Origin of the sequence: Mycobacterium sp. D16Q16 (genome assembly GCF_002013745.1) — a bacterium.
Lineage (GTDB): Bacteria > Actinomycetota > Actinomycetes > Mycobacteriales > Mycobacteriaceae > Mycobacterium.
Map to the genome: position 1 here is coordinate 127402 of NZ_MAEY01000011.1, position 26028 is coordinate 153429.

General features: G+C 64.6%; 27 protein-coding genes. 10 read left to right on the plus strand and 17 right to left on the minus strand.

Annotated elements, in window-relative coordinates:
* Positions 1 to 109 precede the first annotated feature (109 nt).
* The 4 genes from clpB to B4394_RS12150 all read right to left on the minus strand — a co-directional run bounded on the left by clpB (position 110) and on the right by B4394_RS12150 (position 4838).
* Positions 110 to 2656, minus strand: a complete 2547-nt coding sequence (clpB, locus tag B4394_RS12135; protein WP_078315169.1) for an ATP-dependent chaperone ClpB — start codon at positions 2654 to 2656, stop codon at positions 110 to 112.
* Positions 2657 to 2797: 141 nt separating this feature from the next.
* A complete protein-coding gene (locus B4394_RS12140; protein ID WP_078307515.1) occupies positions 2798 to 3715 on the minus strand; it encodes an SRPBCC family protein in 918 nt (305 codons plus the stop codon).
* 39 nt (positions 3716 to 3754) lie between these two features.
* A complete protein-coding gene (locus B4394_RS12145; protein WP_078307512.1) occupies positions 3755 to 4291 on the minus strand; it encodes an SRPBCC family protein in 537 nt (178 codons plus the stop codon).
* Between the two features lie 37 nt (positions 4292 to 4328).
* Complete coding sequence (locus B4394_RS12150) at positions 4329 to 4838, minus strand: SRPBCC family protein (protein WP_286142047.1); 510 nt, start codon at positions 4836 to 4838, stop codon at positions 4329 to 4331.
* 487 nt (positions 4839 to 5325) lie between these two features.
* Here B4394_RS12150 and B4394_RS12155 point away from each other — a divergent pair, with 487 nt between their 5' ends.
* Positions 5326 to 6480, plus strand: a complete 1155-nt coding sequence (locus B4394_RS12155) for an FAD-binding oxidoreductase (RefSeq protein ID WP_078307506.1) — start codon at positions 5326 to 5328, stop codon at positions 6478 to 6480.
* On the opposite strand, the gene B4394_RS12160 is transcribed toward B4394_RS12155, so the two are convergent.
* From B4394_RS12160 to dnaK, 4 genes are read right to left on the minus strand one after another with little or no spacing between them, the layout of a single operon-like run.
* Entirely contained in the window at positions 6477 to 6869 is a 393-nt protein-coding gene (locus tag B4394_RS12160; RefSeq protein ID WP_078307503.1) for a heat shock protein transcriptional repressor HspR, read from the minus strand. The genes B4394_RS12155 and B4394_RS12160 overlap by 4 nt on opposite strands.
* Positions 6866 to 8050 (minus strand): molecular chaperone DnaJ, encoded by a 1185-nt coding sequence (dnaJ, locus tag B4394_RS12165; protein ID WP_078307501.1) that lies wholly within the window; start codon positions 8048 to 8050, stop codon positions 6866 to 6868. The genes B4394_RS12160 and dnaJ overlap by 4 nt, the downstream gene beginning before the upstream one ends.
* Before the next feature lie 44 nt (positions 8051 to 8094).
* Entirely contained in the window at positions 8095 to 8817 is a 723-nt protein-coding gene (gene grpE, locus B4394_RS12170) for a nucleotide exchange factor GrpE (RefSeq protein ID WP_078307498.1), read from the minus strand.
* Positions 8814 to 10682 (minus strand): molecular chaperone DnaK, encoded by a 1869-nt coding sequence (gene dnaK, locus B4394_RS12175; protein ID WP_078307496.1) that lies wholly within the window; start codon positions 10680 to 10682, stop codon positions 8814 to 8816. Before dnaK ends, grpE begins: the two co-directional genes overlap by 4 nt.
* Before the next feature lie 229 nt (positions 10683 to 10911).
* On the opposite strand from dnaK, the gene B4394_RS12180 reads away from it, so the two are divergent.
* Positions 10912 to 11628 carry an oxygen-binding di-iron domain-containing protein gene (locus B4394_RS12180; RefSeq protein ID WP_078315170.1) on the plus strand — a complete coding sequence of 239 codons (717 nt, stop codon included), beginning with the start codon at positions 10912 to 10914 and terminating at the stop codon, positions 11626 to 11628.
* A 1-nt stretch (position 11629) separates the two neighbouring features.
* On the opposite strand, the gene B4394_RS12185 is transcribed toward B4394_RS12180, so the two are convergent.
* Positions 11630 to 12481 (minus strand): cytochrome c biogenesis CcdA family protein, encoded by an 852-nt coding sequence (locus B4394_RS12185; protein ID WP_078315171.1) that lies wholly within the window; start codon positions 12479 to 12481, stop codon positions 11630 to 11632.
* Between the two features lie 15 nt (positions 12482 to 12496).
* Entirely contained in the window at positions 12497 to 13012 is a 516-nt protein-coding gene (locus B4394_RS12190; protein WP_078307491.1) for a redoxin domain-containing protein, read from the minus strand.
* A 113-nt stretch (positions 13013 to 13125) separates the two neighbouring features.
* Between B4394_RS12190 and B4394_RS12195 the strand changes: the two genes are divergently transcribed.
* The 3 genes from B4394_RS12195 to B4394_RS12205 are packed head-to-tail and all read left to right on the plus strand — an operon-like array spanning position 13126 to position 15094.
* Complete coding sequence (locus B4394_RS12195) at positions 13126 to 14061, plus strand: LLM class F420-dependent oxidoreductase (RefSeq protein ID WP_078315172.1); 936 nt, start codon at positions 13126 to 13128, stop codon at positions 14059 to 14061.
* A gap of 25 nt (positions 14062 to 14086) precedes the next feature.
* Entirely contained in the window at positions 14087 to 14554 is a 468-nt protein-coding gene (locus B4394_RS12200; protein WP_078307487.1) for a hypothetical protein, read from the plus strand.
* Positions 14555 to 14611: 57 nt separating this feature from the next.
* A complete protein-coding gene (locus B4394_RS12205) occupies positions 14612 to 15094 on the plus strand; it encodes a hypothetical protein (protein WP_078307654.1) in 483 nt (160 codons plus the stop codon).
* Here B4394_RS12205 and B4394_RS12210 read toward each other — a convergent pair.
* The 6 genes from B4394_RS12210 to B4394_RS12235 form a co-directional block, all read right to left on the minus strand.
* Positions 15088 to 15492, minus strand: a complete 405-nt coding sequence (locus B4394_RS12210; RefSeq protein ID WP_078307485.1) for a hypothetical protein — start codon at positions 15490 to 15492, stop codon at positions 15088 to 15090. The genes B4394_RS12205 and B4394_RS12210 overlap by 7 nt on opposite strands.
* Positions 15493 to 15569: 77 nt before the next feature.
* Complete coding sequence (locus B4394_RS12215; RefSeq protein WP_078307651.1) at positions 15570 to 16223, minus strand: hypothetical protein; 654 nt, start codon at positions 16221 to 16223, stop codon at positions 15570 to 15572.
* Positions 16224 to 16242: 19 nt separating this feature from the next.
* The gene (locus B4394_RS12220; RefSeq protein ID WP_078315173.1) at positions 16243 to 16899 is read right to left on the minus strand and encodes a hypothetical protein; all 657 of its coding nucleotides are present in this window, start codon (positions 16897 to 16899) and stop codon (positions 16243 to 16245) included.
* A 4-nt stretch (positions 16900 to 16903) separates the two neighbouring features.
* Positions 16904 to 18397: a dynamin family protein gene (locus B4394_RS12225; protein ID WP_078315174.1), complete on the minus strand. Its 1494-nt coding sequence runs from the start codon at positions 18395 to 18397 to the stop codon at positions 16904 to 16906.
* Positions 18394 to 20253 (minus strand): dynamin family protein, encoded by a 1860-nt coding sequence (locus B4394_RS12230; RefSeq protein ID WP_078307479.1) that lies wholly within the window; start codon positions 20251 to 20253, stop codon positions 18394 to 18396. Before B4394_RS12230 ends, B4394_RS12225 begins: the two co-directional genes overlap by 4 nt.
* A gap of 126 nt (positions 20254 to 20379) precedes the next feature.
* A complete protein-coding gene (locus B4394_RS12235; protein WP_078315175.1) occupies positions 20380 to 21597 on the minus strand; it encodes an IniB N-terminal domain-containing protein in 1218 nt (405 codons plus the stop codon).
* Between the two features lie 344 nt (positions 21598 to 21941).
* Here B4394_RS12235 and B4394_RS12240 point away from each other — a divergent pair, with 344 nt between their 5' ends.
* From B4394_RS12240 to B4394_RS12260, 5 genes are read left to right on the plus strand one after another with little or no spacing between them, the layout of a single operon-like run.
* Positions 21942 to 22631: a DsbA family protein gene (locus B4394_RS12240; RefSeq protein ID WP_078307474.1), complete on the plus strand. Its 690-nt coding sequence runs from the start codon at positions 21942 to 21944 to the stop codon at positions 22629 to 22631.
* Positions 22628 to 23509: a cytochrome c biogenesis CcdA family protein gene (locus B4394_RS12245; protein WP_078315176.1), complete on the plus strand. Its 882-nt coding sequence runs from the start codon at positions 22628 to 22630 to the stop codon at positions 23507 to 23509. Before B4394_RS12240 ends, B4394_RS12245 begins: the two co-directional genes overlap by 4 nt.
* A 17-nt stretch (positions 23510 to 23526) precedes the next feature.
* Complete coding sequence (locus tag B4394_RS12250; protein WP_139360138.1) at positions 23527 to 23889, plus strand: BlaI/MecI/CopY family transcriptional regulator; 363 nt, start codon at positions 23527 to 23529, stop codon at positions 23887 to 23889.
* Positions 23886 to 24809, plus strand: coding sequence for a M56 family metallopeptidase (locus tag B4394_RS12255; protein WP_078315177.1), 924 nt, complete (start codon positions 23886 to 23888; stop codon positions 24807 to 24809). Before B4394_RS12250 ends, B4394_RS12255 begins: the two co-directional genes overlap by 4 nt.
* Positions 24810 to 24856: 47 nt before the next feature.
* A complete protein-coding gene (locus tag B4394_RS12260) occupies positions 24857 to 25282 on the plus strand; it encodes a DoxX family protein (RefSeq protein ID WP_078307468.1) in 426 nt (141 codons plus the stop codon).
* Here the strand turns inward: B4394_RS12260 and B4394_RS12265 are convergent.
* On the minus strand, positions 25279 to 25920 hold the full coding sequence (locus B4394_RS12265) for an Rv0340 family IniB-related protein (RefSeq protein WP_078315192.1): 642 nt from the start codon (positions 25918 to 25920) through the stop codon (positions 25279 to 25281). The genes B4394_RS12260 and B4394_RS12265 overlap by 4 nt on opposite strands.
* Between the last annotated feature and the right edge of the window lie 108 nt (positions 25921 to 26028).

Consider the following 26028-nt stretch of genomic DNA (forward strand, 5'->3'; position numbering starts at 1 on the left):
AGAGTTACCGGTCCGTGATGGGCGAAACAGCACCGCGAGCGTGCCCTCACTGCGGGATATCAGCCGAAATCTCGCGGCGGAGGCACACTCGCGGTTACCTGCTGAAGCGTCAGCCCAGGATGAGCGAGTCGCCGTCGGCGCTCACGTTCACCGGAACGACGTCGCCATCGTGCACCTCACCGGCCAGCAGCTGCCTGGCCAGCCTGTCGCCGATCGCCTGTTGCACCAGGCGCCGCAACGGACGCGCCCCGTAGATCGGGTCGAATCCGCGCTGGGCCAGCCAATTCTTGGCGGGCCCCGACACCTCGAGTGTCAGCCGCCGTTGGGCCAACCGCTTCTGCAGCTGTCCCAGCTGGATGTCGACAATCCGCACCAGCTCCTCGGGGTTCAGCGGCTCGAAGATGAGCACGTCGTCGAGCCGGTTGATGAACTCCGGCTTGAACTTCGCACGCACCGCGGCCATCACCTGCTCCTCGGAGCCGCCAGCCCCCAGGTTCGAGGTGAGGATCAAGATGGTGTTCCGGAAATCCACCGTGCGGCCCTGGCCGTCGGTGAGGCGTCCCTCGTCGAGCACCTGCAGTAGCACGTCAAACACGTCCGGGTGGGCCTTCTCGACCTCGTCGAACAGCACCACCGTGTACGGGCGTCGCCGGACCGCCTCGGTCAGCTGGCCGCCGGCGTCATATCCGACGTATCCGGGTGGGGCACCGACAAGCCTTGCGACCGAGTGCTTTTCGCCGTACTCGGACATATCGATACGCACCATGGCGTGCTCGTCGTCGAACAGGAAGTCCGCGAGGGCCTTGGCCAGCTCGGTCTTGCCGACGCCGGTGGGTCCCAGGAACAGGAACGAACCGGTGGGCCGGTTGGGGTCGGCGACACCGGCCCGGGCGCGGCGTACCGCATCCGAGACCGCCTCGACGGCCTTCGTCTGACCGACGACCCGCGCCCCCAGCACGTCTTCCATGCGCAGCAGCTTGGCGGTCTCGCCCTCCAGGAGCCGCCCGGCCGGGATACCGGTCCAGGCCGACACCACGTCGGCGACATCGTCGGGACCCACCTCTTCCTTGAGCATGACGCTTTCGCGTGCCTGCGCCCCGGGAAGCGCGGCCTCCAGTTGCTTCTCCAGGTCGGGGATGCGCCCGTAGCGCAGCTCCGCGGCCTTACCGAGATCGCCATCGCGCTCGGCGCGATCGGATTCACCCTTGAGGGTTTCCAACTGCTCCTTGAGATCACGGACCACGTCGATGGCGTTCTTCTCGTTCTGCCAGCGGGCGGTGAGCTCCGCGAGACGCTCCTTCTTGTCGGCCAGCTCTTCACGCAGCTTCACCAGGCGCTGCTTCGAGGCCTCGTCGTCTTCCTTGGACAGCGCCATCTCTTCGATCTCGAGACGGCGCACGATGCGCTCGACTTCATCGATTTCGACAGGGCGCGAATCGATTTCCATGCGCAGCCGGGATGCGGCCTCGTCGACGAGGTCGATGGCCTTGTCCGGCAAGAAACGCGAGGTGATGTACCGGTCGGACAGAGTCGCGGCGGCCACCAGCGCAGAGTCGGTGATCCGCACGCCGTGGTGGATCTCGTAGCGTTCCTTGATACCGCGCAGGATGCCGACGGTGTCCTCCACCGAGGGCTCGCCCACCAGTACCTGCTGGAACCTACGCTCCAGAGCAGCGTCCTTCTCGATGTATTTGCGGTATTCGTCGAGCGTGGTGGCGCCGACCAAACGCAGCTCACCGCGGGCGAGCATCGGCTTGATCATGTTGCCGGCGTCCATCGCCGACTCACCGGTCGCGCCGGCACCCACAATCGTGTGCAGCTCGTCGATGAACGTAATCAACTGTCCCGCAGAGTTCTTGATCTCATCGAGGACGGCCTTGAGGCGTTCCTCGAACTCACCCCGGTACTTGGCGCCGGCGACCATCGAGCCCAGATCCAGCGATACAACGGTCTTGCCGCGCAGGCTTTCCGGCACGTCACCGGCGACGATGCGCTGCGCCAGTCCCTCGACGATGGCGGTTTTGCCGACACCGGGCTCGCCGATCAACACCGGATTGTTCTTGGTGCGCCGGCTGAGCACTTGCACAACGCGGCGGATCTCGGTGTCACGACCGATGACGGGGTCGAGCTTGCCTTCGCGGGCAAGCGCGGTCAGGTCGGTGGAGTACTTCTCCAACGCCTGGAACGTCGCTTCGGGCTCGGCGCTGGTCACCCGTCCGCTGCCGCGCACCTGAACAAAGGCATCGCGCAGCGCGTGAGGAGTGGCGCCATTGTTGGCGAGCAACTTGGCGATATCGGAATCACCGGTGGCCAGACCCACGAGCAGGTGCTCGGTGGAGACGTAGTCGTCATTGAGCTCGGTGGCGAGCTGCTGCGCCGTGGTGATCGCTGCGATGGAATCACGCGATAGCTGCGGGTTGGCACTGGCATTGCTGACCTGGGGTAGCCGGTCGGCAATGGCCTGCGCCTCGTTGCGCACACTCGCGGGGTCTACGCCCACAGTCTGCAGGAGTGGCGCGGCAATGCCATCGGTCTGGCTCAGCAGCGCCACCAGCAGATGTGCGGGACGGATTTCGGGGTTGCCGGCCGTGGTGGCTGCCTGGAGCGCAGCTGTCAGGGCGGCCTGGGTTTTGGTGGTCGGATTGAACGAGTCCACAACACCTCCGTTGGTTGAGAGAAATGCTTGTCAGTAGTTCTAACGCCGTCAACCTTGAGTCTGTTCCGCTCAACTTTGAGAATTTTCGCGGTGCCGTGTCAAGCTCATCACACCTACCGGCGCTCGGAACTAAATCCGGAATCACACGCGGTGGCCGCGACCCTCGAGAAGCTCGCCGACGCGCGACAACACCGGAAGAGCCCCGCCGCGCAGAATCGATCGGAGCTGGCGATTGAGCGGGGACTGCGGGTCGAATCCGCTCAGCGTGAACCACAGCTGGGTGCCGCCGATCCGGGGAATCAGCCGCCACGTCATGCGCAGAGCGGTGATTCCCCCCAGGATCGGAATCGTGAAGGTGGACGTGATGAGCTCGGGCTCACGCACCTCCAGGAACTCCATGTCGACCCTCCCGGCGAATCCGAGAAGCGGAATCGGATAGGTGGTTATCGACAGCCGCCCACCAGTTTCCACGGACGCCAGATCGTGGTCGTTCACCAGGTCGCCAACGAACTCCTTCGAGGTGATGACCTGCCACACGGTGCGCGATGAGTAGCGGTAGAACTCGCCCAGGCTGAATGTCGTCGCATCATCGGGCGGGGGATCGCCACCCGGCTCCGGAACACTCAAGAGCTCTTCGATGCGCGACATGACCAATGCCCAGATATCGCGAACGAGAACGCGCAACCGCCCATGAGCTGGATTGGCGAGGTCAAATCCATCATGCACAACCAGTAATCGCGTCCCGCCAGGCTCCGGATGGAGCGTCCATGTGACACGCAAATCCCAGGAGTCCTCCGGCGTGGTGAATCGATAGACCAAGCGCTCGCCTGGCGCGACGTCAGTGAACTCGCACTCCCCGCGCCCGCCGAAGTTCACCTCCGGCATCGGGAAAGTGGTGAACGCGAAGGACTTACCAACCGCCACCGAGTCCTCACCGAGGTCGGTAGTCCAATCGGAGATAGAGGCGGCCGATGTGATGGCACGCCACACCTGATCGGCCGGATACGCGAAGAACTGCCCAACCGTCACCGATGTCAGGTCATCCCGCGACGCGGTCATACCCCTGAGATACCGCACATACGTGATCTGTGTGGGCGATCAGGCGGATACATCGGTGACCAGACAATGCGGAGGCCAGTCCCGGCGAGACGGCGCACTATCGATACATCGCCCAAGCTTGCCCATCGTCCCGGGCCAACCGCGCTCGGAGATCGTCCGATAGACACGCGAGGCGGAATCGCTCATATCGAATCCCTCGTGACGCAGCGTGACCATGGTTCCGCCCGGAACCTCGTGGAGGGTCCACGTCACCGTCCACACCGTCTGCCGCGACGACTTCATATCCCACCAGCGGATCGACAGCACTCTATTCGGGGTAGCCGCGAGGACCTCACACGACAACGCGCCCGAGAAGTCGGCCATGGGCAAGGGAAAGGCGCGGAAACGGAACCGGGTCCCCACCTGCGGCCGAAAACCCGTCGGGTCCATCAGCCATTCCTCCATGGCGTCAGGACACGCCATCACGCCCCACACGCGCGCGGGCGGATGCGGATAGAACTGATCCAGGATGATGGTGGCGATGTCGTTCGCGTCGTCGGGCACAGCACTCTCCAGATTGATGGGGTTACCTTTCATACCCCATTAATCTGGGTCACCGCCGTGTTCTCATCTGTTAGCCAGGCAAACTCGACCCAGAGGAGGGTTCGATGGTGTCGTCATCGGTAGAGATAGCCGCTGCACGATCGATAAGACGCCCGAGCTTGGTCATCGCAGTCGGCCAGAATCGATCGGAGAGGGCAGCCATCCGGCGCACAGCAGGGTCATCGCTACTGAATGCCGGCCGGCTCAAGACCACCCTGGTTCCGTTCGGCACCGCGCCCAGAGTCCATGTGGTTCGCCAGGCCACCGGGGCGGGAAGTTTCGTATCCCACCAGGAAATCGCCAGCATTTCGTTTGGCGTAGCCACCAAGACTTCGCAGGCGATGTTCCCCGAATAGTTGGCAATCGGCACGGGAAGATCCGCGAGCCGGTACCGCGTACCCGCCACCGGATGGAACCCGACCTGTTCGACAAACCAATCCCCCATGACATCGGGGTCGACCAGAACACCCCACACTCGGCCGGGAGAGTGTGGGTAGAAGAAATCGGCGACAACATCGGCCGGATCGTGTAAATCGCCCACAGCGCACACTCCATCGTCGGTGGTGACACCTTTGTACTCCGCGAAACTGGCAAGCGCCGACATTGAGACGATTAGCTAAGCAAACCTCTTCGGAAACAGGTCCAGCCGGGGTAATCCTGATCTGCCAGGCGGCGCCTGGCAGCACGGCCCGCACTCGACGGAGTGCGAGCAGTGTGCGGTCGGGCGGGTTGGCGGTGTATCGGAGCTGGTCTAGCTCCGCATGAGATGCCGAGTTAGGTGCCGACACGAATTTCGTGATTCCCCCTACACCGGCGACCGTAGATACTGGCAAACACCGTGCTGTGCGCATCACCGGTCTTGTAGTCGCTAAACCGGGACGGAAGGGCACTACCCAGCACACGAATGCGTCGCCGCCGAACTGGCCCCTTCGCGATCTGAGCTCACGCAGTCCCAGACGGGCCGGGAACTTCCCTCCTAGACTGGCGGGTCGGTAGGCAGGACCCCGGAAAGGTGAGGCAACGAGCTCGTGGGGCTTGAGGACGTCGAAGCGCTGCACGACTTGGTCGGCGGAGTCGAGCTATCGGGGGACAAACTTGTCAGAAGCTTCTATAGCCGCTGGTTCGCCATCGACCCCTCCGTCGGCGATCTCTTCCCCGCCGACATGTCATCGCAACGCGAGCATTTCCGTCAGGCACTGCAGTTCGTGCTCTGGGAGATGGCGGCGTACCGCACCGAGGGCCTGGTCAATTTCCTGGCCCAGCTAGGTCGCGATCATCGGAAGTTCGGGGCCACCGACAGCCAGTACGGCACCATGCGGCAGGCCCTGCTCGACACCACACGTGAGGTGCTGCAACCGATTTGGGATCAACGGATGGAGGCCACCGCCACCGAGGTCTACACGGTGATGATCGAGGTGATGCGTAGCGCCGCGGCCTCCGATAGTGGCCAGCCTTGGTGGGACGGGAAAGTCATCGAATACCACCGAACCTCAAGAGATCTCGCCTTGATCCGGCTGAAGCTCAACGCGCCGATGAACTACCACTGCGGGCAGTACGTTCATGTGCAGGTGCCGCAGAGCCCGCGGAACTGGCGCTATCTCAGCTTGGCGATTCCACCGGATCCCGAGGGCTACATCGAATTTCACGTCAAGGCGGTACCCGGCGGCCTCGTCAGCGGCGATATGGTCAACAAGACCAAGGTGGGCGACACCTGGCGGATCTCGCCTCCACTCGGCGCGCTGTCAGTGAACCGCGACGGTGGAGACGTACTGATGGTGGCGGGCAGCACCGGTATCGCACCGCTGCGGTGCCTCATCATGGAGCTGTCCCAATGGGCCGAGAATCCACGGGTCCACCTGTTCTATGGGGCACGCTATCCGCAGGAACTCTATGACCTGTGGACTCTGTGGCACATCGCCTCGATGAATCCGTGGCTGTCGGTCACACCGGTCACCGAGTACCCACGAAACCCGGACTGGGCCAATGAATACCACGATCCGACGCCGCCCCGCGGCCTCCATGTCCGGCAGACAGGGCTGCTCTCCGAGGTAGTGACCGCCTACGGGGGTTGGGGTGATCGCCAGATTCTGCTCGGCGGCTCGGCATCGATGATCCAGGCCACCAAGGAGGCCCTGGTCTCAAAAGGGGCCGACGCCTCCAGAATTCAGCACGACCCGGTCTAGCGTTGCTGACGCGGCTGCCAGACGACGACAGCGGTGCTCTTGGGGATGATCGCGACCTCGCGACCCGATGTCGCCGCGCGCAGCTGGGCTACCTCGGCCGCCAATTCGGACACCTTGGCCTGCAACGCCTCAACCTGGTTGGTCAGTTCGATAACCCGTTTGATACCAGCAAGATTGACGCCCTCGTCCTGCGACAGTCGCTGCACTTCGCGCAGCAGATCCACGTCACGCTGCGAGTAGCGCCGCCCTCCGCCACTCGTGCGTTCGGGGCTGACCAGCCCAAGCCGGTCGTAGGTGCGCAGGGTCTGCGCGTGCATTCCGGCGAGCTCGGCGGCCACCGAGATCAGGAAGGTGCGAGCGCCGCGCTCAGGCTGGCGGCGGGGCGTCATCGCGCACCCGCCCAGCCAGCCCGCGGATCGAATCCACTCGCCTTTTCGGCCACCTGGTAGCGCTGCAATGCCTCCAGCGCACTGTCCTCCAGCTTCGAGGGCACCGCGACCTTGACGGTGACCAGCAGATCGCCGTTACCGCCCGCCCGCTTCGGGATACCGCGCCCACGCACCCGCAGGATGCGCCCGTCGGACGTGCCCGCAGGCACCTTCACCCCGACACGGCCCTCCAATGTCGGCACGGAAACCGTCGCGCCCAAAGCCAATTCGGTGAAACTCACCGGAACGGTGAGAGTCAAATCGTCCCCGTCGCGGCTGAAGACCTTGTCGGGCCGCACATGTACGGTCACATACAGGTCGCCGGAAGGAGCGCCGCGCAGACCGGCCTCACCCTGCCCGGCCAGCCGAATACGTTGCCCGTCGTCGACTCCCGGCGGAATCCGCACGGTGATGGTGCGGGTTCGGGTGGTCACCCCGGTGCCCTCGCAGTCCGTGCAGGGGTTCTCGATGATCGAGCCTGTACCGCGGCAATCGGTGCAGGGTTCGGAGAATCCGAAGGCGCCCTGGTTGCGATTGATGACCCCGCTGCCGTTGCACGCACCGCAGACCTTCGGGCTGGTGCCGGGGCGAGCTCCGCTGCCGTGGCAGGTGGTGCATGGCGCCGGACTGGTGAGCCGCAGCGGAACCGACACACCCTTGGAGGCCTCGACGAAGTCGAGCTGCGTTTCGGTCTCCAGATCGTTTCCGCGGCGCGGACGGCTGGCGCGCGGCTGCGCGCGCTGCCCGAACAGGCCACCGAACAAGTCGCCGATGCCGCCTCCACCGGAGGTGTCGGCATTGCCGAAGAGGTCGTTCAGGTTGAACTCGGCGCTGTTACTGCCACCTCCAAAGCCACCGCCGCCGCCAAATCCGTTGTCGCCAAATCGCCGTCCGAAACCGCCACCGGCGAAGAGCCGACGGGTCTCGTCGTACTCCTTGCGCTTGGCCGTATCCGACAGCACATCCTTGGCCTCGCTGACGGCCTTGTAGCGATCTTCGGCGGCCTGGTTGCCCGGGTTGCGGTCCGGGTGATTTTCGGCCAGCAGCTTGCGCGCGGCCTTCTTGATCTCGTCTTGGGTCGCGGTGGAGGAGACGCCGAGCTCCTTGTAGAAGTCCTTCTCGACCCATTCACGTTGCGTCACCCGACATCACCTCCTTCGCGTCCATCGGTCGTGCTGTGCAGTTCTTACTCTGATTCTGTCTTGGATTGTGTTTCGGCACCCGCCGTTTCGGGCTGATCCTGCGCCGTGTCGCCGCTTTCGGGCGTGGCCGGATCTTTCGGACTGCCGTCGGTTACCACGACCATCGCGGTCCGAAGTACCCGATCACCCATCTGGTAGCCCTTGCGCAGTACCGCAGCCAGTACGGGGTGGCCGTCCTGGCCATCGTGCTGAACCGCCTCGTGCAGCGAGGGATCGAAGTCGTCCCCCTCGGCACCGAATGTCACCAACCCCAGCCCTTCAAAAGCCGCGGTCAGCTTGTCCGAAACACTGCGCAGCGGACCTGATTCCAGGTCGCCGTGCTCCCGCGCGCGGTCGAGGTCATCGAGCACGCCCAGCAGCTGAGTGACCACGGATGCCTTGGCCGAATCGATGACGGCCTGCCGATCCCGTTCCACCCGCTTGCGGTAGTTGGCGAAGTCGGCATGCGCACGCTGCAGGTCGGCCGTCAGTTCGGCCACCTTGGCATCCGCATCCGATTCACCCTCGGAGGCCGCGGCCCCGGGTGCCGAAGCACCCGGTTCCGCTGCGGCAGCCTGCTTTTCGGGGTTGGATGTCGCCGACCCCGCGGCTCCGGCCGCCTTTGCCTCCTCGCGAACCGCGCCGGTGTTGGGATCGATCCGACGCTTATCGGTAACGGTCACCGGTTCGCGTTCTTCATCCCGATCTTGCCCACCTGACGGGGTCACTTGCTGTCCTTCTCCTCGTCAACGACCTCGGCATCCACGACATCGCTATCGGCAGCGCCAGCGCCACCTTCAGCACCGGCACCCTCGGCCTGAGCCTTGGCGGCCGCGGATTCGTAGATGGCCTGACCCAGCGCCTGTGACTGCTCGCCGAGCTTCTCCATGGCTTCCTTGATGGCGCCGATATCGGTGCCTTCCAGCGCCTTCTTGGCATCGGCGATGGCGTCGTCGACCTTGCCGAGAGTCTCGTCGGAGACGACCTTCTCGGCGCCTTCGGCGGGCTCACGCTGCTCCTTGACGAACTTCTCCGTCTGGTAGACCAGCGACTCTGCCTGGTTGCGGACATCCGCCTCTTCGCGACGCTTCTTGTCCTCGTCGGCGTGCGCCTCGGCGTCCTTGATCATCCGGTCGATCTCTTCCTTGGAAAGGCCGGAGCCTTCCTGGATCTTGATCGTGTTCTCCTTGCCGGTGCCCTTGTCCTTCGCGGTCACGTGCACGATGCCGTTGGCATCGATGTCGAAGGTGACCTCGATCTGCGGCACACCGCGCGGGGCCGGCGGGATGCCGGTCAGCTCGAAGGAGCCCAGGAGCTTGTTGTGCGAAGCGATTTCGCGCTCACCCTGATACACCTGGATCTGCACCGACGGCTGGTTGTCGTCCGCCGTGGTGAAGGTCTCCGACCGCTTGGTGGGGATGGTGGTGTTGCGCTCGATCAGCTTGGTCATCACGCCGCCCTTGGTCTCGATACCGAGGGACAGCGGGGTGACATCCAGCAGCAGAACGTCTTTCACCTCGCCCTTGAGCACACCGGCCTGCAGCGCGGCACCCACGGCGACAACCTCATCGGGGTTGACGCCCTTGTTGGGCTCCTTACCGCCGGTCAGTTCCTTGACCAGATCGGTGACCGCGGGCATGCGGGTGGAACCACCCACCAGCACCACGTGGTCGATATCGGCCACGGAAACACCCGCGTCCTTGATGACCGACTGGAACGGCTTACGCGTACGGTCCAGCAGATCCTGAGTGATCTTCTGGAACTCGGCCCGCGTCAGCTGCTCGTCGAGGAACAGCGGGTTCTTGTCCGCGTCCACGGTGATGTACGGCAGGTTGATCGAGGTGCTCTGGCTCGAGCTCAGCTCGATCTTGGCCTTCTCGGCAGCCTCGCGCAGACGCTGCAGAGCCATCTTGTCCTTGGTCAGGTCGATACCGGCACTGGCCTTGAACTTGTCGACGAGCCAGGTCACCACGCGCTCGTCCCAGTCGTCACCACCGAGGTGGTTGTCACCGGAGGTCGCCCGGACCTCGACGACGCCGTCGCCGATTTCCAGCAGCGACACATCGAAGGTGCCACCACCGAGGTCGAAGACCAGGATGGTCTGTTCCTTCTCGCCCTTGTCCAGGCCGTAGGCCAGCGCGGCCGCTGTCGGCTCGTTGACGATGCGCAGCACGTTCAGGCCGGCGATCTGGCCGGCTTCCTTGGTGGCCTGACGCTGAGCGTCATTGAAGTACGCCGGCACGGTAATGACGGCATCCTCGATGTCCTCACCCAGGTAGGCCTCGGCGTCGCGCTTCAGCTTCTGCAGCGTGCGGGCGCTGATTTCCTGGGGGGTGTAGTTCTTTCCGTCGATTTCGACGGACCAATCGGTGCCCATATGCCGCTTGACCGAACGGATCGTCCGGTCGACGTTGGTCACCGCCTGGTTCTTCGCAGGCTGCCCGACCAACACCTCGCCGTTGCGTGCGAACGCAACGACAGACGGGGTGGTACGAGAGCCTTCCGAGTTCGCGACAACTACCGGGTCGCCGCCTTCGAGGACGGCGACAACGGAGTTGGTGGTCCCGAGGTCGATTCCGACCGCACGAGCCATAGTTCATTCCTCCTGTTGGTTACCTCAATGCCTTCAGTGAGATCCGCTCAAGTTTGCCTCGTCCGGATCTTTTCGTCAAGCCATAGTTGAGCCTACATGACTCAAGTTCGACATACAGCTCAACGGACCACCGCGCATATTTGTTCCCACGGCTCCGAGCTGGGGTTTCGCTCACCCCGTCGCAACCGATTTCCTGGTCCCGCCGCATGCGCGGGCGCAGACTAAGGCCATGGACACCGCCGTCGACGAGATCGCAGATGGCATCTTCCGGTTCTCCACCTGGGTCCCGGATATCACCGAGCATGGCTTCACCTTCAACCAGTTTCTGCTGACCGGCGACCAACCGTTCCTCTTTCACACCGGCCAGAAGTTCCTGTATCCGAATGTTTCGCAGGCAGTGTCACGCGTCATTGCCCTGGAGGCACTGCGCTGGATCTCGTTCGGTCATGTCGAGGCAGACGAATGCGGCTCCACAAACCAGTTCCTCGCCGCGGCCCCGCACGCCGAGGTCATCCATAGCCCGTTGGCGTGCATGCTCTCGCTCAACGACATGTGCGACCGGCCACCCGTCGCCGTGGGTGAGGAACCTCATGACATCGGTGGGCACCGGCTGAGGTTCCTGGCCACTCCGCATATCCCCCACAACTGGGAGGCCGGGCTCTGGTTCGACGACATCACCGCGACGCTGTTCTGCGGAGACCTGTTCACCCACACCGGGCAGGGTCCCGCGCTCACCGAATCCGATTGCGTGGCGCCGGCCTTAGCGGCCGAGGGACTCTTCCACGCGACCGGCCTGACCACCACGCTGACGCCGACACTCGATCAGCTCGCCGCCCTGGATCCGACCACGCTCGCCATCATGCACGGATCGTCGTACGCGGGTGACGGAGCCGCGCAGCTGCGTTCCCTGCGGGACGGATACGCGGAACTCGCGGAGCGCGGGTAGCTCAGCGCCCCCTCCGGACGGCGTACGAACTCGCCGCCGCGACAACCACGATCAGCGCGATGCCGCCCACCAGCGGCCATACCCCGGTGTCGTCGACCACACTCACCAGCCAGGTCTGCACCTCGCTCGCGGCATTGATCACCGGATCGTCGGCATTCCCGTCACCGAAGTTCAGCCGAATCTCGTAATAGCCGTAATAGGTGACGTACAGCCCGGTCAAGAGCACGATCGCTCCGGCGATGCGCCCCACATAGGGCAGGATCTTGCGCATCGTGGTCTGTACCGAATTTCCCAGCAGCGCAACGGCTAATGCCGCGACGCCGACGGTCACGGCCATACCCGCACCGTAGGCGATGAAGGCCAGCACTCCCGAGACGATGGATCCCTGTTTGAAGGTGGTGCTGATGACCGCCAGAAACGGCCCCACCGTGCAGGACAGTGATGCCACCGCGTAGGTGAGCCCGTAGCCATACATCGAGAGCAGCGAGGCGGTCGGCGCCCCACCGGACACTCTGGGCAGCATGACGGTGAGCTCTCGCCCGGACAGCAGCCAGATCGACAGCGCCACAAGCGCAATACCGATCACCACCGTCGCGAAGGGCATGTACCGACCGGCCGACGCGACCACCGGAGAGATGACAAGCCCAAAGATCCCGAACACCGTCAGGAACCCGGCGGCCATCGCCACGGTCGCGGTCGCCGCCCGGCCCACCGCGGTCAGCCTCGAGGTCGTGCCGTCGCTACCGGCTATCACCAGTCCGAGATAACCCGGGAGAAATGCGAAGCCGCACGGATTGAGCGCGGCCACCAGGCCCGCGCCCAGCGCGAAAGTCAGTGCTGCGGTATCAATCACGTCAGTACCGCAGCATCAATGCAGCTGCCCGATCCTCTTGTCGAGCTCGGACCCCGAGAGCGGGCTCTTGACCACCTCGGCCTGGCCTTCAGACCCCAAAAATGCGAAGGCCGGCTGGTGGGTGACGTCGTAGAGGGCCCACACCTTGGCGTCGGTGTCCGCCAACTGAACAAAGGTGAGGCCGTACTTGGTCACGAAATCGCGCATCGCGGACACCTGGTCTTGTGCGGCCACACCCACAAAAGTGACATCCGGATGCGCGATGGCTGCCTTCTGCAGATCGGGGGCTTCCTTCTGACACGTCGGGCACCATGGCGCCCAGAACCACAGCACCGCCTTCTTTCCGGTCAGGCTGGTGCCCGCGAAGTCGGCCCCGTCGATGGTCTTGGCGGTGAAGTTCAGCAATCGTGAGGACTGCGACGACGACGAGCCAGCCGTGGACGTGTCGTTCTTGCCGGCCCCGGAGCAACCGGTCAGCCCGATACCCAAAGCCAGTACCGCGATAGCCGAAACCGCAACGCGTGATATCACTTTCCCTCGTTTCGCCGCATACTCGTCAACTCACGCTCATCTCGCTCACCCACCGTAACCATCGACGCAACGCGCCCGCGCTCGGGTATGCGGCCTTACGTACGCTGGCGGTCATGGACTTCCGGGTATTCGTTGAACCGCAGCAGGGCGCCACCTACTCCGATCAGCTGCGCGTGGCACAAGCCGCCGAGCAGCTGGGGTTCACCGCGTTCTTCCGGTCCGATCACTACCTGGCGATGGGCGGTGCCGACGGGCTGCCCGGACCCACCGACGCATGGGTGACACTTGGGGCCATCGCCCGGGAGACCACCACCATTCGGCTGGGCACCCTGGTCACCTCGGCCACCTTCCGGCATCCGGGACCACTCGCCATCACCGTCGCGCAGGTCGACGAGATGAGCAGCGGCCGAGTCGATTTCGGCCTAGGCGCGGGGTGGTTCAGCGAGGAACACGAAGCCTACGCGATTCCCTTCCCGCCGTTGGGCGAGCGGTTTGATCGGCTCGAAGAACAGCTCGACATCCTCACCGGACTATGGACCACACCCACCGGCGACACCTATTCCTATGCGGGCAAGCACTACACGGTGACCGACTCCCCCGGGCTCCCCAAACCGGTGCAGGAGCCGCATCCGCCCATCGTCATCGGCGGCCTCGGGGTCAAGCGCACTCCGGCTCTCGCCGCTCGATTCGCCGCCGAGTTCAACCTGCCCTTTCAGCCCGTCGACATCATCACCGATCGGTATGCGCGAGTGGCACAGGCGGTGGAGGCCGCTGGACGGCCCGCCGATTCGATGATCTACTCGGCGGCCTTCGCGGTCTGCATCGGCGACACGGACGCAGACGTCGCCCGCCGCGCGGCGAATGCCGGCCGCGAGGCGGACGAGATCACCGAGAACAGCCCGCTCGCGGGCACACCCGATGCCGTGGTGGACAAGCTGGGCGCCTACGTCGACGCCGGTGTTCAGCGGGTCTATGTCCAGCTGCTGGACATGCAGGATCTCGATCACCTGGAGTTCTTCGCCTCGACAGTGATCCCGCAATTTGGCTGACTTTCTGAGTTAGGCTCCGCACCTGATGAGTGAGCACGAGACACCGAACGCTCCCGACGACGACGAGAGCTACTTCTCCGGGTTGATCGAGGAGAGCGAGAAGCCGACGCCCTGGTACCGAACCGGACCGGCCATTGTGGGCACCATCGCCGCGATCATCGCCATCGTCGCGGTGCTTATGACGATCGTGTTGTCTACGGATAAGCGTGTGGTCAACGACAACACGCCGTTGACGTCGACAACGCCCAGCACCACCACCGAACCCTCCGCAGAGTCCTCGACGACCGTCCCCACCACGGCCGCGCCGTCGTCGGAACCGGTGGCGCCCGCACCGACGTCCGAATCCACGTACTACGAGCCCCCGCCGGCCTCAGAGTCGCCGACGTATCGGTACGAAGCACCCTCAATTCCGTCACCACCGGCCATTCCACCGATCCCGGCGATACCTCCAATTCCCCAGATTCCGGCTATCCCGCAAATCCCCGGGCTTTAAGGAAGTTGGGTTACGCTCCGCACCATGTCTTATCCGGAGCCGCCAGAAGACCCGACGATATACAACGAGCATTACCACGATCAGGGGCCTGACCAGCCCAATCCTTGGTACAAACAGCCGGCAGTGCTCATCGCGCTGGCGGGCGCGGGCGTGGCCGTCATCGCCGTAATCGCCGCGCTGGTGATCACCAGTAGCGACAAGCCAGCCCCGGCCGGGAGCACCTCATCCGTCTCGTCCACCACAAGCTCCACACCCGCAGGTTCCGGCGGCGGCCACGAGGGCCATGGCGGTCACGGCGGGAACACTGGCGGCGACAATTCGACGGTGACCGAGACTCAAACGGTGTCGGAGTCGCCCACCAGCCAGGACACGACGACGACCGAGCCGACGACCACGACAACGACCACCACGACCGAGCCGACAACCACCACGACTCAACCGACGACAACGACTACCCCGCCGACGACCACCACTGGCCGGTCAGTAGTCATCCCGATTCCCGGTGGCGGCAATGTTCAAGTACCCGTTGGGGGTCAGTGAGCCACCCGCATGCCGGGCGGACCAGAAATCCCGCCGGGCGGCCCGGACAGACCATGATGGGTCTGTCCGGGACTGCTCGGAGAGTTCTCTTTCCACAAATGCCCTGCCGCGCATAGCGCGATCACGAACGACAGCACACCGATCGGAATGGCCCAGATACGCCGCGTATCGAGCTTGGCCGCGCATTGGTCGTGGTAGTTCGTCGACTGGTTCGTGGCGGAGCTCATCTTGTCCAGCTCCGCGGTCCGGGTAAGCCGGGGCCCGACGGGCATACCGCATGTCACCGACTGCGATCCGCCGCCCGTATCAACCTGAATCGACACCGGTGTCAACAACACAGCCATCGCGATGATCGTCGCGATACCGCATACGCCTGAAAGGACTCCGCGTCCGTGCATACCCCGGACGCTACGCCGTCAAGGGCACGCGTTGATGGTGATTCGGTATCCGAAGCGACAAAAAATGGACGCAAATTTCAGCAGGCGGTGCTCTTGGCGGTCCGGCAGATCGGGGCTGCCACGCTGCGCAGAACCTGCTGGTCGTCGGCGTCGACCCAGGGCGAAACGACGGCACCCGTGATGGCGTTTGTCACGGTCAGTTCGGCCACCGTTCCGGTGCCCGGCGGCTCCACGACGTACAGCCGGTATTGCGGTTGCTTGCCGCCCTGGGCCGGCAGGGTCACGGTGGCCGCATGCCCATTGGGTAGGTCGGCGACCGTCACCTGAGCGCCGACGGCGTTGAAGCAATGATCCAACCTGGCGCGCAGGGACCGATAGACGGTCGACGCATACTGATCGGTGAGCGCGGTGTCGCCAGGCCAGTGCGCGATCACCTGAACCGCCGTCCACCCGGACTCGTCGGAACTCACCGACGACGACGCTGATTCGGGCGATTGCGGCAGACTCTCTCCCAGCGAGAAGCAGAGATTCGCCGACCAGAAGGCAGGACGGTCAACCGAGGTTGCGTTGCGCGCCAAGGAACCCCAGTGCGAGACGTGGTCCATCGGAATGTCCCGCGGATTGGTCCACACGGTGTCGGGCACGGGCTTCGGATCCGCGGCCGCCGGAACCGCGGTACCCACGCAGGCAATCACGGCCATCGCCGAAACCGCCCACAGCCACCCGCGCATCGTCACACGAAATCCCGCCCTAGCAGGAGCCCTTGCACAACGGCTGCGCGAGCGCGCGCAGAACCGTCGCATCATCGACGGGCTTCCACGGCGAGGGCTCACGACCCGTGCGGGGCACCGTGACCGCGAGCTCCGAAACGGTGCCCGACTCCGGCGGAACCACGTTGTAGATATGCACCTCGCTGGTGGGGTTGTCACGGTCCTTGCCCACCAGCAGGGTCGCCGCGAAGCCGTACCACGAAGGCGCAGGACGCAAGTCGACGCTGATGACTTCGCCGACTCCCGGGCAGTAGTTGAGCTGAGACCGAATACCGCTCTGGAAGGCCGCGGCCCCGCCCGTGTTTCCTTCGGGCCACTGCCCCGCCGCCTGCACGACGGACGCCGCGGTGCCCGACGCGGTCTGCGTAGCGATGGCCGACGCCGGCGGCAGCACGTCAGCCGACGTGGTGCCACAGAGCCGCATGCTGAGGAAAGCCGCCCTGCCTGTTGCGGTCGGGTTGGCCGCTGACCAGTGATATTCGCCGTTCATGGGAATCTCGCCGGGGCTGATCCACACACTGGCGGGCACAGGCCTGGATGCGGGCCCGGCCGGATTGGGTGTGGGCTCGGCCGCTGCCGTCGCCGTGCTGAATCCCGCCACGAGGACCCCGGTCGCGGCGAACAGACGCATCATCATCTGCTCAGTATGCCGGGCGCTCGTGCGTAGACAACTGGGTGAGTATGCCTTCGGCACTGCGGACCGCGGCCAGACACAGCCGGCTGGTGAACGGATCGTTGAGCGGATACTCGGCCCGCACCCGCCAGCGTGCCACCGCATCAAGGGCGGCACGCCGCGGATCTGGGCGCGTCTCGTCCAGACCCAATCGGGCAGCGGCATCCGTGCCGGACGCCCCCAACAGTCTGCGAATGAGCACCGTCTCGTGTTCGGTGAGTGTGGTGGTCCGCGAGGAGAGCTCTGCCAGCAGCCGCAGTTCGTCGAAGGCGTGCGTGTCGGCGAGCAGCGGGTCGATGTCGTCGATGACCTGGCGCCCACCCTGGACCGGGTGAGCGGTCAGTACCTGGCGAGCCGACAGCAGCGCGGTGTGCGATTTGAGGATGCCCGCGCGCTGACCGAATTGGTTGGCGATGATGTTGTGCAGTTCCACCAGTCCGCTGCGTTCGAGGAGTTCAACGGCCAGTCCGGTCGCATCGGCGACTCCGACCCGGATGACGGCGACCGAGATCCGGATACCGAACATGCCGAATCGATGGAGCAGCGCGGCCCGGGTCTGCGCGTCGACCGGCAGCGAATCGTCCTCGCGCACAAATCTGTCCACCGACAGCAGGGCCTTGGCCAGCATCTGCGGATCCACTTCGGCCAGTTTCTGCAGCGCGACGAACTCCGCCTGTCGCAGCGTGCGCGCGGTCAGCGCCAGCAGACCCGCGACCGGCACCACGGCCTGACAGATCCCGGTGCGTTCCATCTCCCCGGCGAACCGGGCGGCCACCTCACGCGCGGACAACATCGCATCGAGCCGGCCCACCCCGATCTCGTCGGCACGCGAGACGACACCAACCACCGCGACAGCACCGCCAGCCTCGCCGCCGACCAGCTTGCCGATCTGGGTCAGCAGACCGATATCGGCGGCGTTGAGGCTGCGCAGCAGAAAGATCACCGCATCGACCCGTGGCACACCGTCTTCGGGCACCAGCAGCGCCAGACTGCGTTCGGAGACATCGGTGGACAGCGACGACGTCCCCGGGGTGTCTATCAGGGTGATCTCATTCAATTCCGGTGCGGGCCAATGGACATCAAGGTCGGACACCGATGCCGGGTCAAGCCGGTCGAGCTCGAAGGAAAGGCCGCCGTCACGACGAATCGGAATGTCCTGGCGTGCGCCGCTGAACAGATTGGCAGTGACCTGCGGGGCGGCGCCGTGGCGAAACCAAGCCACGATCCGGGTGGCCTCCGTGGCGTCCGTAGGTGCGATGTCTTCTCCGACGAGCGCATTCACCAGCGTTGACTTACCGGCGTTGAGGGTTCCCGCGATGGCGACCCGGAGCGGTTCGTCGAGCCTGGCGGCGATGCGCCGGAGTTCCTCATACGGCTCGGCGACCCGCGCGTACCGCGGATCGCCCTGGTAGGCGCGCATCGCATCACCGAGGATGACGCGAGCCAGATCGACGCTGCTCATGTGGATGGCCGCAGCCCTTCCAGTCCCCCAAGATGGGTGTTGACCTGACGAAGGATATGCAACTGGCGCTCCACCTCGCGGGTGCGCGCATCGCGATCCTCTGCCTCCAGCCGTGCCGACGCGATGGCGGCCTGCAGCGACTCGTTGAGTGAGCGCGTGGTCTGATTCGCGATGTCGCGGAAATGATCCCGAAGCTGACGCTGTACCAGCCGTAGCCGGTCCCGCGACTCCTTGAGTACCACAAAGGACACATCGTCGAGGAAACGGCGGACATTGGTCTTGGCCTCACCCCGGATGCGCAGCATCCGATTCTCCATGTCCTCGTTGTAGGTCTTCTTTCCCAGCATCGCACCGGCACCCAGCGAGATCAGGTTGAACATGCCAAGCCCGGCGACGGTGGTCAGCATGCCGAACATGATGACGCCACCGTAAGACCCGCGCAGTCCGGTGATCGCCTTGTGCCCCAGTTTGATCGGCTTGGCCTCCAGCTTCGACAGCGAGTTCAAGTCGCTCAGATCGGCGCCCATCTCGCTGGCCCGCAGGCGCGGCATCTTCACCGAGTCCATGCCGGCGGTGGCGAAGGTCTCGGCTACCTGGGCAGCCAGGTGCATCGCCCGCTGGTGCGCCCAGACGAAGTTGTTTCCCACTGAATTGGCCACGGCTTGTTCGAGTTTGGCGCCGACCTCGGCCCAGTTCTTGGTGGGGTCGGTGCGGTCGATTACCTCTTCTGTCCGCTGCAGGATGCGCCGGAATCGTGATTGCAGATCATGTTCGACATCGGTCGACACGTCGGTGATGCCATCGCCGAGAACCTGCTGCCACAGCGCGGTGTGGGCCAGCGCTTCCTCGGCTTCACGCTTGCGCCGTTCCAGATCCGAGGTGAGCTCATCGCGGCTCTGCGGGTCCTGCAATGCGCTGAGTTCGGCATCCAGAGTAAGTGTGAGATGTTCGGCTGCCGAGCCGATCTCGGCCACGGCCTGCTGCCGCGTGTTGGCTTGCTGGTCTGCGATGGCATTGCTCAGGAAGGTGACCAATGCGGGGAAGTTCGACTCCGCGTTGAGCTCCTTGTCGTTGAGCTGCAACGCGTGCGAGCGCAGCGCCGACGACACCGTGATGGCGGGAACGGTAACCTTGGCGCGCTGCAGATGTACGGAGTTGGCGGCCACCACTGACCGCCAGTGCGGGTACAGATCGGTCTTGGTGTTGACGATCGCCGCGACGGGGCACAGGTCGAGCGCCTGCTGGATGAAAACCAGTTCTGGTTCGGTGAATTCGGAGCTGAGATCGCTGACCATGAGCATGACATCGGCATCCGGCAACAGCCCGAGGGTGCTCGACAGGTGCGGCTGACCGAATCCGCCGACACCAGGCGTATCCACCAGGCAAAGACCACTTTTGAGCATCGGACTGGCGACCTTGACTTCCACCCGCAGCACCTCGCGGCCCTGGGCCTGCGGTGCCCGCTTGAGGTCCTTGCCGATATCGGCGACCGGAATCGGGATGATCTCGGGCTCTCCGGCCAGCCCACCGCCGTCGTACTGTTCAGCGGGGGCCACCACCAAGGCGGCCGAGGGTTGCTCACCGTAGCTGATAACGGTTGTCACCGAGGTGGTTTCGTCATCACCCACGCGCGCGACCGGCATGTTGAGCAGCGAGTTCACCAGCTGACTCTTGCCCTGCTTGAGTTGTCCGGCCACCACCACCCGTAGCGGACGGTCCACGAGAAGTTGGTCAACGCGGTCCAGGCGATCGATCAGGTCGCCCCGATCGTTCTCGCCCGCGATCTTGCGCACATGCCCCAGCAGCTCGTTGACGAGCGCCAGCTGCTGCTGGCCGTCCTGTGCGGTGTCCGACACGGTTCCCTAACCCTTCTCGCTGGAAATTCTTCATTACTGTGCCATTTCTTGGGGCCGGCACAGTTCGATCCGGCATCCACGCCGATGCCCCGCACCAGTACTGGTGCGGGGCATCGCGCCCGGGGACTAGTGGTGCTCGGTTCCCGGAAGGGTGGTGTGGTCGGCGGCCGACGCGTGACCCTGGGCCTGCGCCTGGGCCTCGAATCCGGTGCCGGCCGCGCCATGCGAGCCCAGCGAGGAGTTGAACGACTCGTTCATCGAGGAGTTGTGTGATGCGTTGAGCGGGCTGCTCAGCGAGTCGTTGATGGCGCTGCTGTGCGAGTTGCTCACCGCGGCGCTGCTGGACGCGGAGTGCGAGGTGTTCAGCGAGTCGTTGATCGCGTTGGTGTGCGAGTTGCTCACCGAGGTGCCGGTGTGCGCCTGGTTGTTGGACGCGATGTCCGTGTTCACCTTGTTGTGCGACGCGATATCGGTGTTGGTGCTGGTGCTCGTCTGGTTGTGCGAGCCGATATCCGTCTGCGTCTTCACCTGGTTGTGCGAGGCGATATCGGTGTGGGTGGTGTTACCCGAGCCGATGTTCGTCGAGCGATCGGTGTTGAACGAATCGTTGATGTTGGTGGTGTTGCGCTGCGAGTGATCATCGACGACGGTCACGCTCTTGTCGATGCCGGCCGAGCCGTGCCCACTGACGTTGGTGTAGTCGCCGCCGACCCGAGTCTGGCTCTGGTCCACCCCGACCTTGCTGCCGTGGTCGGCGTTGATGATGTTGCTATCGCGCACATCGCCGTTGACCGCGGTGGAGCCCTTGCCGGAGGCGATGGGTCCGGAGTTGCTTCCACCCACGGCCACCGCACCGTCGCCGATGGCGTTGGTGTCGCGGTTACCGAACTGCAGATCGCCGAAGCTCAGGTCCAGCAGCGGACCGCGGTTGAAGCTGTCCACGTTCCCGCTCGGGCTCATGACCTGGTTGCCGCTCGCGATGGGGTTGTGGCTCGCGAACTCGGTGTCGTTGTGGCTCATGAAGTCGTTGTTGCGGGGGCTGAAGTTGTCCCGGGGGCTCAGCAGTGACGGCGACAGAATGCTCGGGGCATCGGGCTGCGCGGCGTAGTAGTTCTGCAGGTTGCCCGACAGGTCGTTCATCGGGTTGCCGGTGTTGACCCACTGCGACTGGTAGCCGTAGTTGGAGGCCACCGACTCGGCGACGACCGGCATGACCGCACCCACCTGTGCGGCGGTGACGGCCGACAGCCCGGCATTGGCCAAAGAGGTCTGCGGGTCGGCGACGTAGCTTGCGGCCTGCACCGGATCGCGGAAGAGGTTGAGGATGAAGTCGATGATGGACATTTGAGGTCTCCTTGAGGGATCGGAGTCAACCGGGTCTGTCCGGTCGAACTGAATACAAACCTACGAACCTGCAAGTGCCCTGAAAACGGGAGAACTTCCCCTTCTCCGCCCATCCCCCACGGGGGTTCGTAACCGTCCCCATTAGGGGATTAGGGGATGCCTAGGGGCAGGGTGCGTCGGCCACCCTCCGCCGGCACGAGCACCCGCTTCTCACTGCCAACATTGAGCGGCGGCAGCCCTCTGAACAGGGGAGATACTGTAATTACTATCCAACTTAGTAATTATCTACTATCTTTCCTAGTAGTTAATTACTAAGTTGGATAGTAGGTCGAAAGAGGGAAACTGTGCGGCGAAGCGACAACCGTCAGCGTGATATCTGGATCGCCGGGATCTTGGGGGTCGTGATCATCGGGCTGGCCACGTACCTGTTCTTCGATCACAGCAGCGCGAGCACCGCGTCGGTCGACTCACCCGCGGCCACCAACCACCACAACAGCCTGGCTCGGCTGCACGCGAATGATCCGATGGCGCTTGGCCCTGTCGATGCGCCGGTGGTGCTGATCATCTACTCGGATTACCGCTGCCCCTTCTGCGCGAAGTTCAGCCGGGACACCGAACCACAACTCGTCGAGCGTTACGTCAAGACCGGGAAACTGCGGATCGAATGGCGCGATCTCCCGATCTTCGGCACACAATCGGTGCAGGCCGCCAAGGCCGGTCGAGCAGCAGCTGAACAAGGCAAGTTCTGGGAGTTCAACCGGACTGTGTATCGGCATGCGCCGGATCGCGGCCATGCCGAACTGACCGACACCGTCCTTCTCGAACGGGCTCGCGAAGCTGGAGTTCCAGATCTGCCCCGCTTCCAGGCAGCGCTCGCGGGCGATCGGCTGCTGCCCGCAGTGCAACAAGATATCCAGGAAGCAGTCGCGATCGGCGCGTCCTCTACGCCCGTGTTCGTGATCAACGACAAGCCCGTGGTCGGTGCGCAGCCCGTGGACGTCTTCGTATCGGTCATCGAGCAGGCTCAGCGGTGATCGATGTCGGAATCCTCGGCGCACTGCTCGGTGGGGTTCTGACGTTGGTCAGCCCATGCTCAGCGATGCTCCTGCCGTCGTTCTTCGCGTACTCCTTCGACCGAGCCGGACTGCTCCTGCGCAGGACCGCGCTCTTCTACCTGGGGATGCTGACGGTGCTGGTGCCATTAGGCGCAGGAGTGGGCGCGATCGGCGCGCTACTTACCGAATACCGCTCCCGGGTGACAACGGCCGGAGGCCTGCTGATGATCGCACTCGGCGTGGCGATCATCGCCGGGTTCGGCTTCCGCATCGGCCCGGCCGCGCGCGCGGCGGCTCGCCTCGATCTGTCCTCGGGCCTGTCAGTCCTGATGCTCGGCACCGTGTACGCGCTCGCAGGATTCTGCTCCGGGCCGATACTCGGAAGCGTGTTGACAGTGGCCGCTATCGGCTCCAGCCCGATCTATGGCGCCCTGCTGATGTCGCTGTACTCACTGGGAATGGCAGCGCCCTTGTTCGTACTGGCATTCGCTTGGGGGCGGTTGGGGCTGTCGAACCGACGGTGGGTCCGTGGCAGCGAGATCCGAATCGGACGGTTCCGGACTCACTCCACCAACCTCGTCTCCGGCGGGATGTTCCTCCTGATCGGGGTATTTTTCGTTGCCACCGACGGGACGGCCGCACTGGGCGGGATCACCGGCAGCGATACTCAGTTCAACATCCAGGCGCGGCTGCAAGATCTCACCGCGCACCTGCCTAACGCTGCCGTAGCACTCGGGATCGCCTGTACCGCATTTGTAGTAGTCCTGATACGTCTGCTGCGTCCCCGCGCCACTGCGGCGAGCGGCACCCGAAAGCGCAGTGACAGAACGAGGGAGGACGCCGATGACCGCGCCTAGACAGAAGGAGACGGCTGGTGCGTGACATGTTCGGCCTCGGCGAGCGGGAGGCGACGATCATGGAGGTGTTGTGGTCCGTGTCCGAGCCAGCGACCGTCCGTGATGTCCTGGATCGGCTGGACCGCCCCCTGGCATACACGACAGTCATGACGGTCCTCGACAACCTCCACAACAAGGGGCATGTCACGCGCGAGAAGGTCGGGCGGGCGTTCCGCTACCGAGCGGCCGAAACGCGCGAAGCTGCCGCGGCGCGCATGGTCCGGGAAGTCTTGGCCGCCAGCGGTGACGCCGAAGGGGTGCTCTTGCACTTCGCCGGATCTGCCTCACCCGAGGAATCCACGGTGCTGCGCAGGATCCTCCGCCGAGGTGGCCTGACATGACCATAGCCCTGGTGTTGATGACAAGTGCCGCCCTCATTGGTGTCGCAGGACCGGCCTGCCTGCGACCGACCGTGCGTCCTACATTGCTGCCCGCCGCCGTGCTGGCGGCATGGCTCGGAGCCCTGATGGCCTTCCTTGTACTCACGGCGCTGTCCGCGATGTTGCTGCTCTTTCCTCACATACTGGACACCAGGGGTGTCACGACGCTCGTGGGCGGGTGCCTGAGCGGATCCATCCCGCACTCATCCTTCGGAACCCTTGTTCAGCTGGGGATCTCGCTGCTACCCCTGACCATCCTGGCGCGGGTCGCGGTCGTGGCGATTCGGAGCCTGCGGGCCGCGCGCCGGCACCGCGCCCGTCACTTCTGGATGCTGCGAGCGGCAACGTGTCACTCCGGGCAAGTCCATTGGATCGACGATCCCCGGCCGATCGCCTACAGCCTCGGTGGCGCTCGGCCAACGGTGATAGCCACTCACGGCATCCGCCGCCTCGGCGAACAGCAGTGCGCGGCAGTGATCGAACACGAGTTGGCACATATCCGCGGCAGACACCACGTGGCCGTGCTGTGTGCCGATATCGCCGCGGCGGCACTTCCGATGCTGCCGTTGATGCGCCGCGCACCGGGAATGGTCAGACTGATGGTGGAGCTGGCGGCCGACGATGCTGCGGCGCGGGCGCACGGGCCACGTACTGTGCGCGCCGCACTCCTGGCGATGAGTAAGTCAGGCGTGGCGATGCGTGGCGCTTTGAACATGTCCAGCGAGTCGGTGGCGGTGCGGCTCATATGGCTGCGGGCCCAGGGAGCGGCCACCCGCACACCGAGAGGGCGGGGGCGGCTAACGCTCGGCTTCGCATTGCTTCCGACAACCCTCGCGGGCGCCGCACTGGTCGTGCTGTTCAGGGCGTACTGCACGTTCTGACACTCCGCGGCGCGGCACTACGCCTATCGGATCAACGAGGAGAATCCATGAACATCCGGCGCGTCGGCCCGACCGCGCGATGGGTCATTCCCACGGGCGCCCGCCTCGTGTTCGGAGTCATCTTCCTCTTGGAGGGAACCCAGAAGATCTTTGGTTGGTGGAGCGGATCGCCCACCGGTTCCGGACACCCCGAGCCTTTCCTCAACTGGCCGTACTGGTGGGCGGGCGTGTTCGAGTTGACACTCGGCGTCCTGCTGACGGTGGGACTGTGGACACGCGTGTCCGCAATCCTCGCGGCGGGAATGATGGCCTACGCATATTTCTTCGAGCACCTACCGGTGCATTGGGAACCCATGCAAAACGGCGGGGCCTTCGCCGCCACGTTCTGCTGGGGGTTCCTGCTCCTGGCGCTCGCGGCGGACGACGCCCGGCTCTCGCTCGACCGCGTGCTGGTGCGGCGCGCCCCGCGCTAGAACTGGTCGATTCCGGGATTGTGATCGGTTCCGGGGTGATGGCCAAGATCTCCGTGGTCGAAGAACGGATCCTGCAGACCCGCATCGCCGGAACCGCCGGCCCCCAGTTCGGACCCGAGATGCGCAGGCTCGAACCCCGCCGCGTCCACTCCCGACGGAGCGTGCAACGGACCCTGGAACTGGTCGATCGCAGCGACCGCACTGCCGGCCGACGGACTGAATTGGTCGGGGACGGTGATCGCGTCCTGACGAATGGCCTGGTCCGATACCGCACTGGTCGCGGCATGCAGACCCGCATCCAGGCTCGGGTCATGCGTTGGCGCGGTGAACGGTGAGTCGAACGCCTCGAAGGCACTGGTCGCCGCGCCACTTGCCCAGATGTTGTCGGCTGGAATCGCCGTATGCACCGCATGCGTCAGATCGGCTGCCGCCGGGTTCGCGGCGAACTGCGAGGCCTGTGTTCCCAGAGCGGCCGGTATCGACTCGCTGACCACCGGGATCAGCGCGGAGACATCTGCGGGCTGGACTCCGTCCAGGTGGGCGTCGGCAATGACTTGTTCGGGATTGGCCGCGTATTGCGCAGCCATGTCCTGGTCACGGACCAGCGCCATGACGAAATCCAACAGGTTATTGCCCATGTCTGCGATGGTAGGAGCCACCCTGAGCCCCGGCTACGGGGCACGACCCGTTTCCCATCAACACCCATTGGGGGACGCGCGTTAGGGGATGTGTCGTCATTAGGGGGT

Bases quoted from the DNA above. Each gene is read 5' to 3' on its own strand.
- B4394_RS12140 (WP_078307515.1), bottom strand. From the start codon at position 3,715: ATGACCGCGTCGCGGGATGACCTGACATCGGTGACGGTTGGGCAGTTC.
- B4394_RS12145 (WP_078307512.1), bottom strand. From the start codon at position 4,291: ATGAAAGGTAACCCCATCAATCTGGAGAGTGCTGTGCCCGACGACGCG.
- B4394_RS12160 (WP_078307503.1), bottom strand. From the start codon at position 6,869: ATGACGCCCCGCCGCCAGCCTGAGCGCGGCGCTCGCACCTTCCTGATC.
- dnaK (WP_078307496.1), bottom strand. From the start codon at position 10,682: ATGGCTCGTGCGGTCGGAATCGACCTCGGGACCACCAACTCCGTTGTC.
- B4394_RS12180 (WP_078315170.1), top strand. From the start codon at position 10,912: ATGGACACCGCCGTCGACGAGATCGCAGATGGCATCTTCCGGTTCTCC.
- B4394_RS12195 (WP_078315172.1), top strand. From the start codon at position 13,126: ATGGACTTCCGGGTATTCGTTGAACCGCAGCAGGGCGCCACCTACTCC.
- B4394_RS12200 (WP_078307487.1), top strand. From the start codon at position 14,087: ATGAGTGAGCACGAGACACCGAACGCTCCCGACGACGACGAGAGCTAC.
- B4394_RS12210 (WP_078307485.1), bottom strand. From the start codon at position 15,492: ATGCACGGACGCGGAGTCCTTTCAGGCGTATGCGGTATCGCGACGATC.
- B4394_RS12215 (WP_078307651.1), bottom strand. From the start codon at position 16,223: ATGCGCGGGTGGCTGTGGGCGGTTTCGGCGATGGCCGTGATTGCCTGC.
- B4394_RS12220 (WP_078315173.1), bottom strand. From the start codon at position 16,899: ATGATGATGCGTCTGTTCGCCGCGACCGGGGTCCTCGTGGCGGGATTC.
- B4394_RS12225 (WP_078315174.1), bottom strand. From the start codon at position 18,397: ATGAGCAGCGTCGATCTGGCTCGCGTCATCCTCGGTGATGCGATGCGC.
- B4394_RS12235 (WP_078315175.1), bottom strand. From the start codon at position 21,597: ATGTCCATCATCGACTTCATCCTCAACCTCTTCCGCGATCCGGTGCAG.
- B4394_RS12255 (WP_078315177.1), top strand. From the start codon at position 23,886: ATGACCATAGCCCTGGTGTTGATGACAAGTGCCGCCCTCATTGGTGTC.
- B4394_RS12260 (WP_078307468.1), top strand. From the start codon at position 24,857: ATGAACATCCGGCGCGTCGGCCCGACCGCGCGATGGGTCATTCCCACG.
- B4394_RS12265 (WP_078315192.1), bottom strand. From the start codon at position 25,920: ATGGGCAATAACCTGTTGGATTTCGTCATGGCGCTGGTCCGTGACCAG.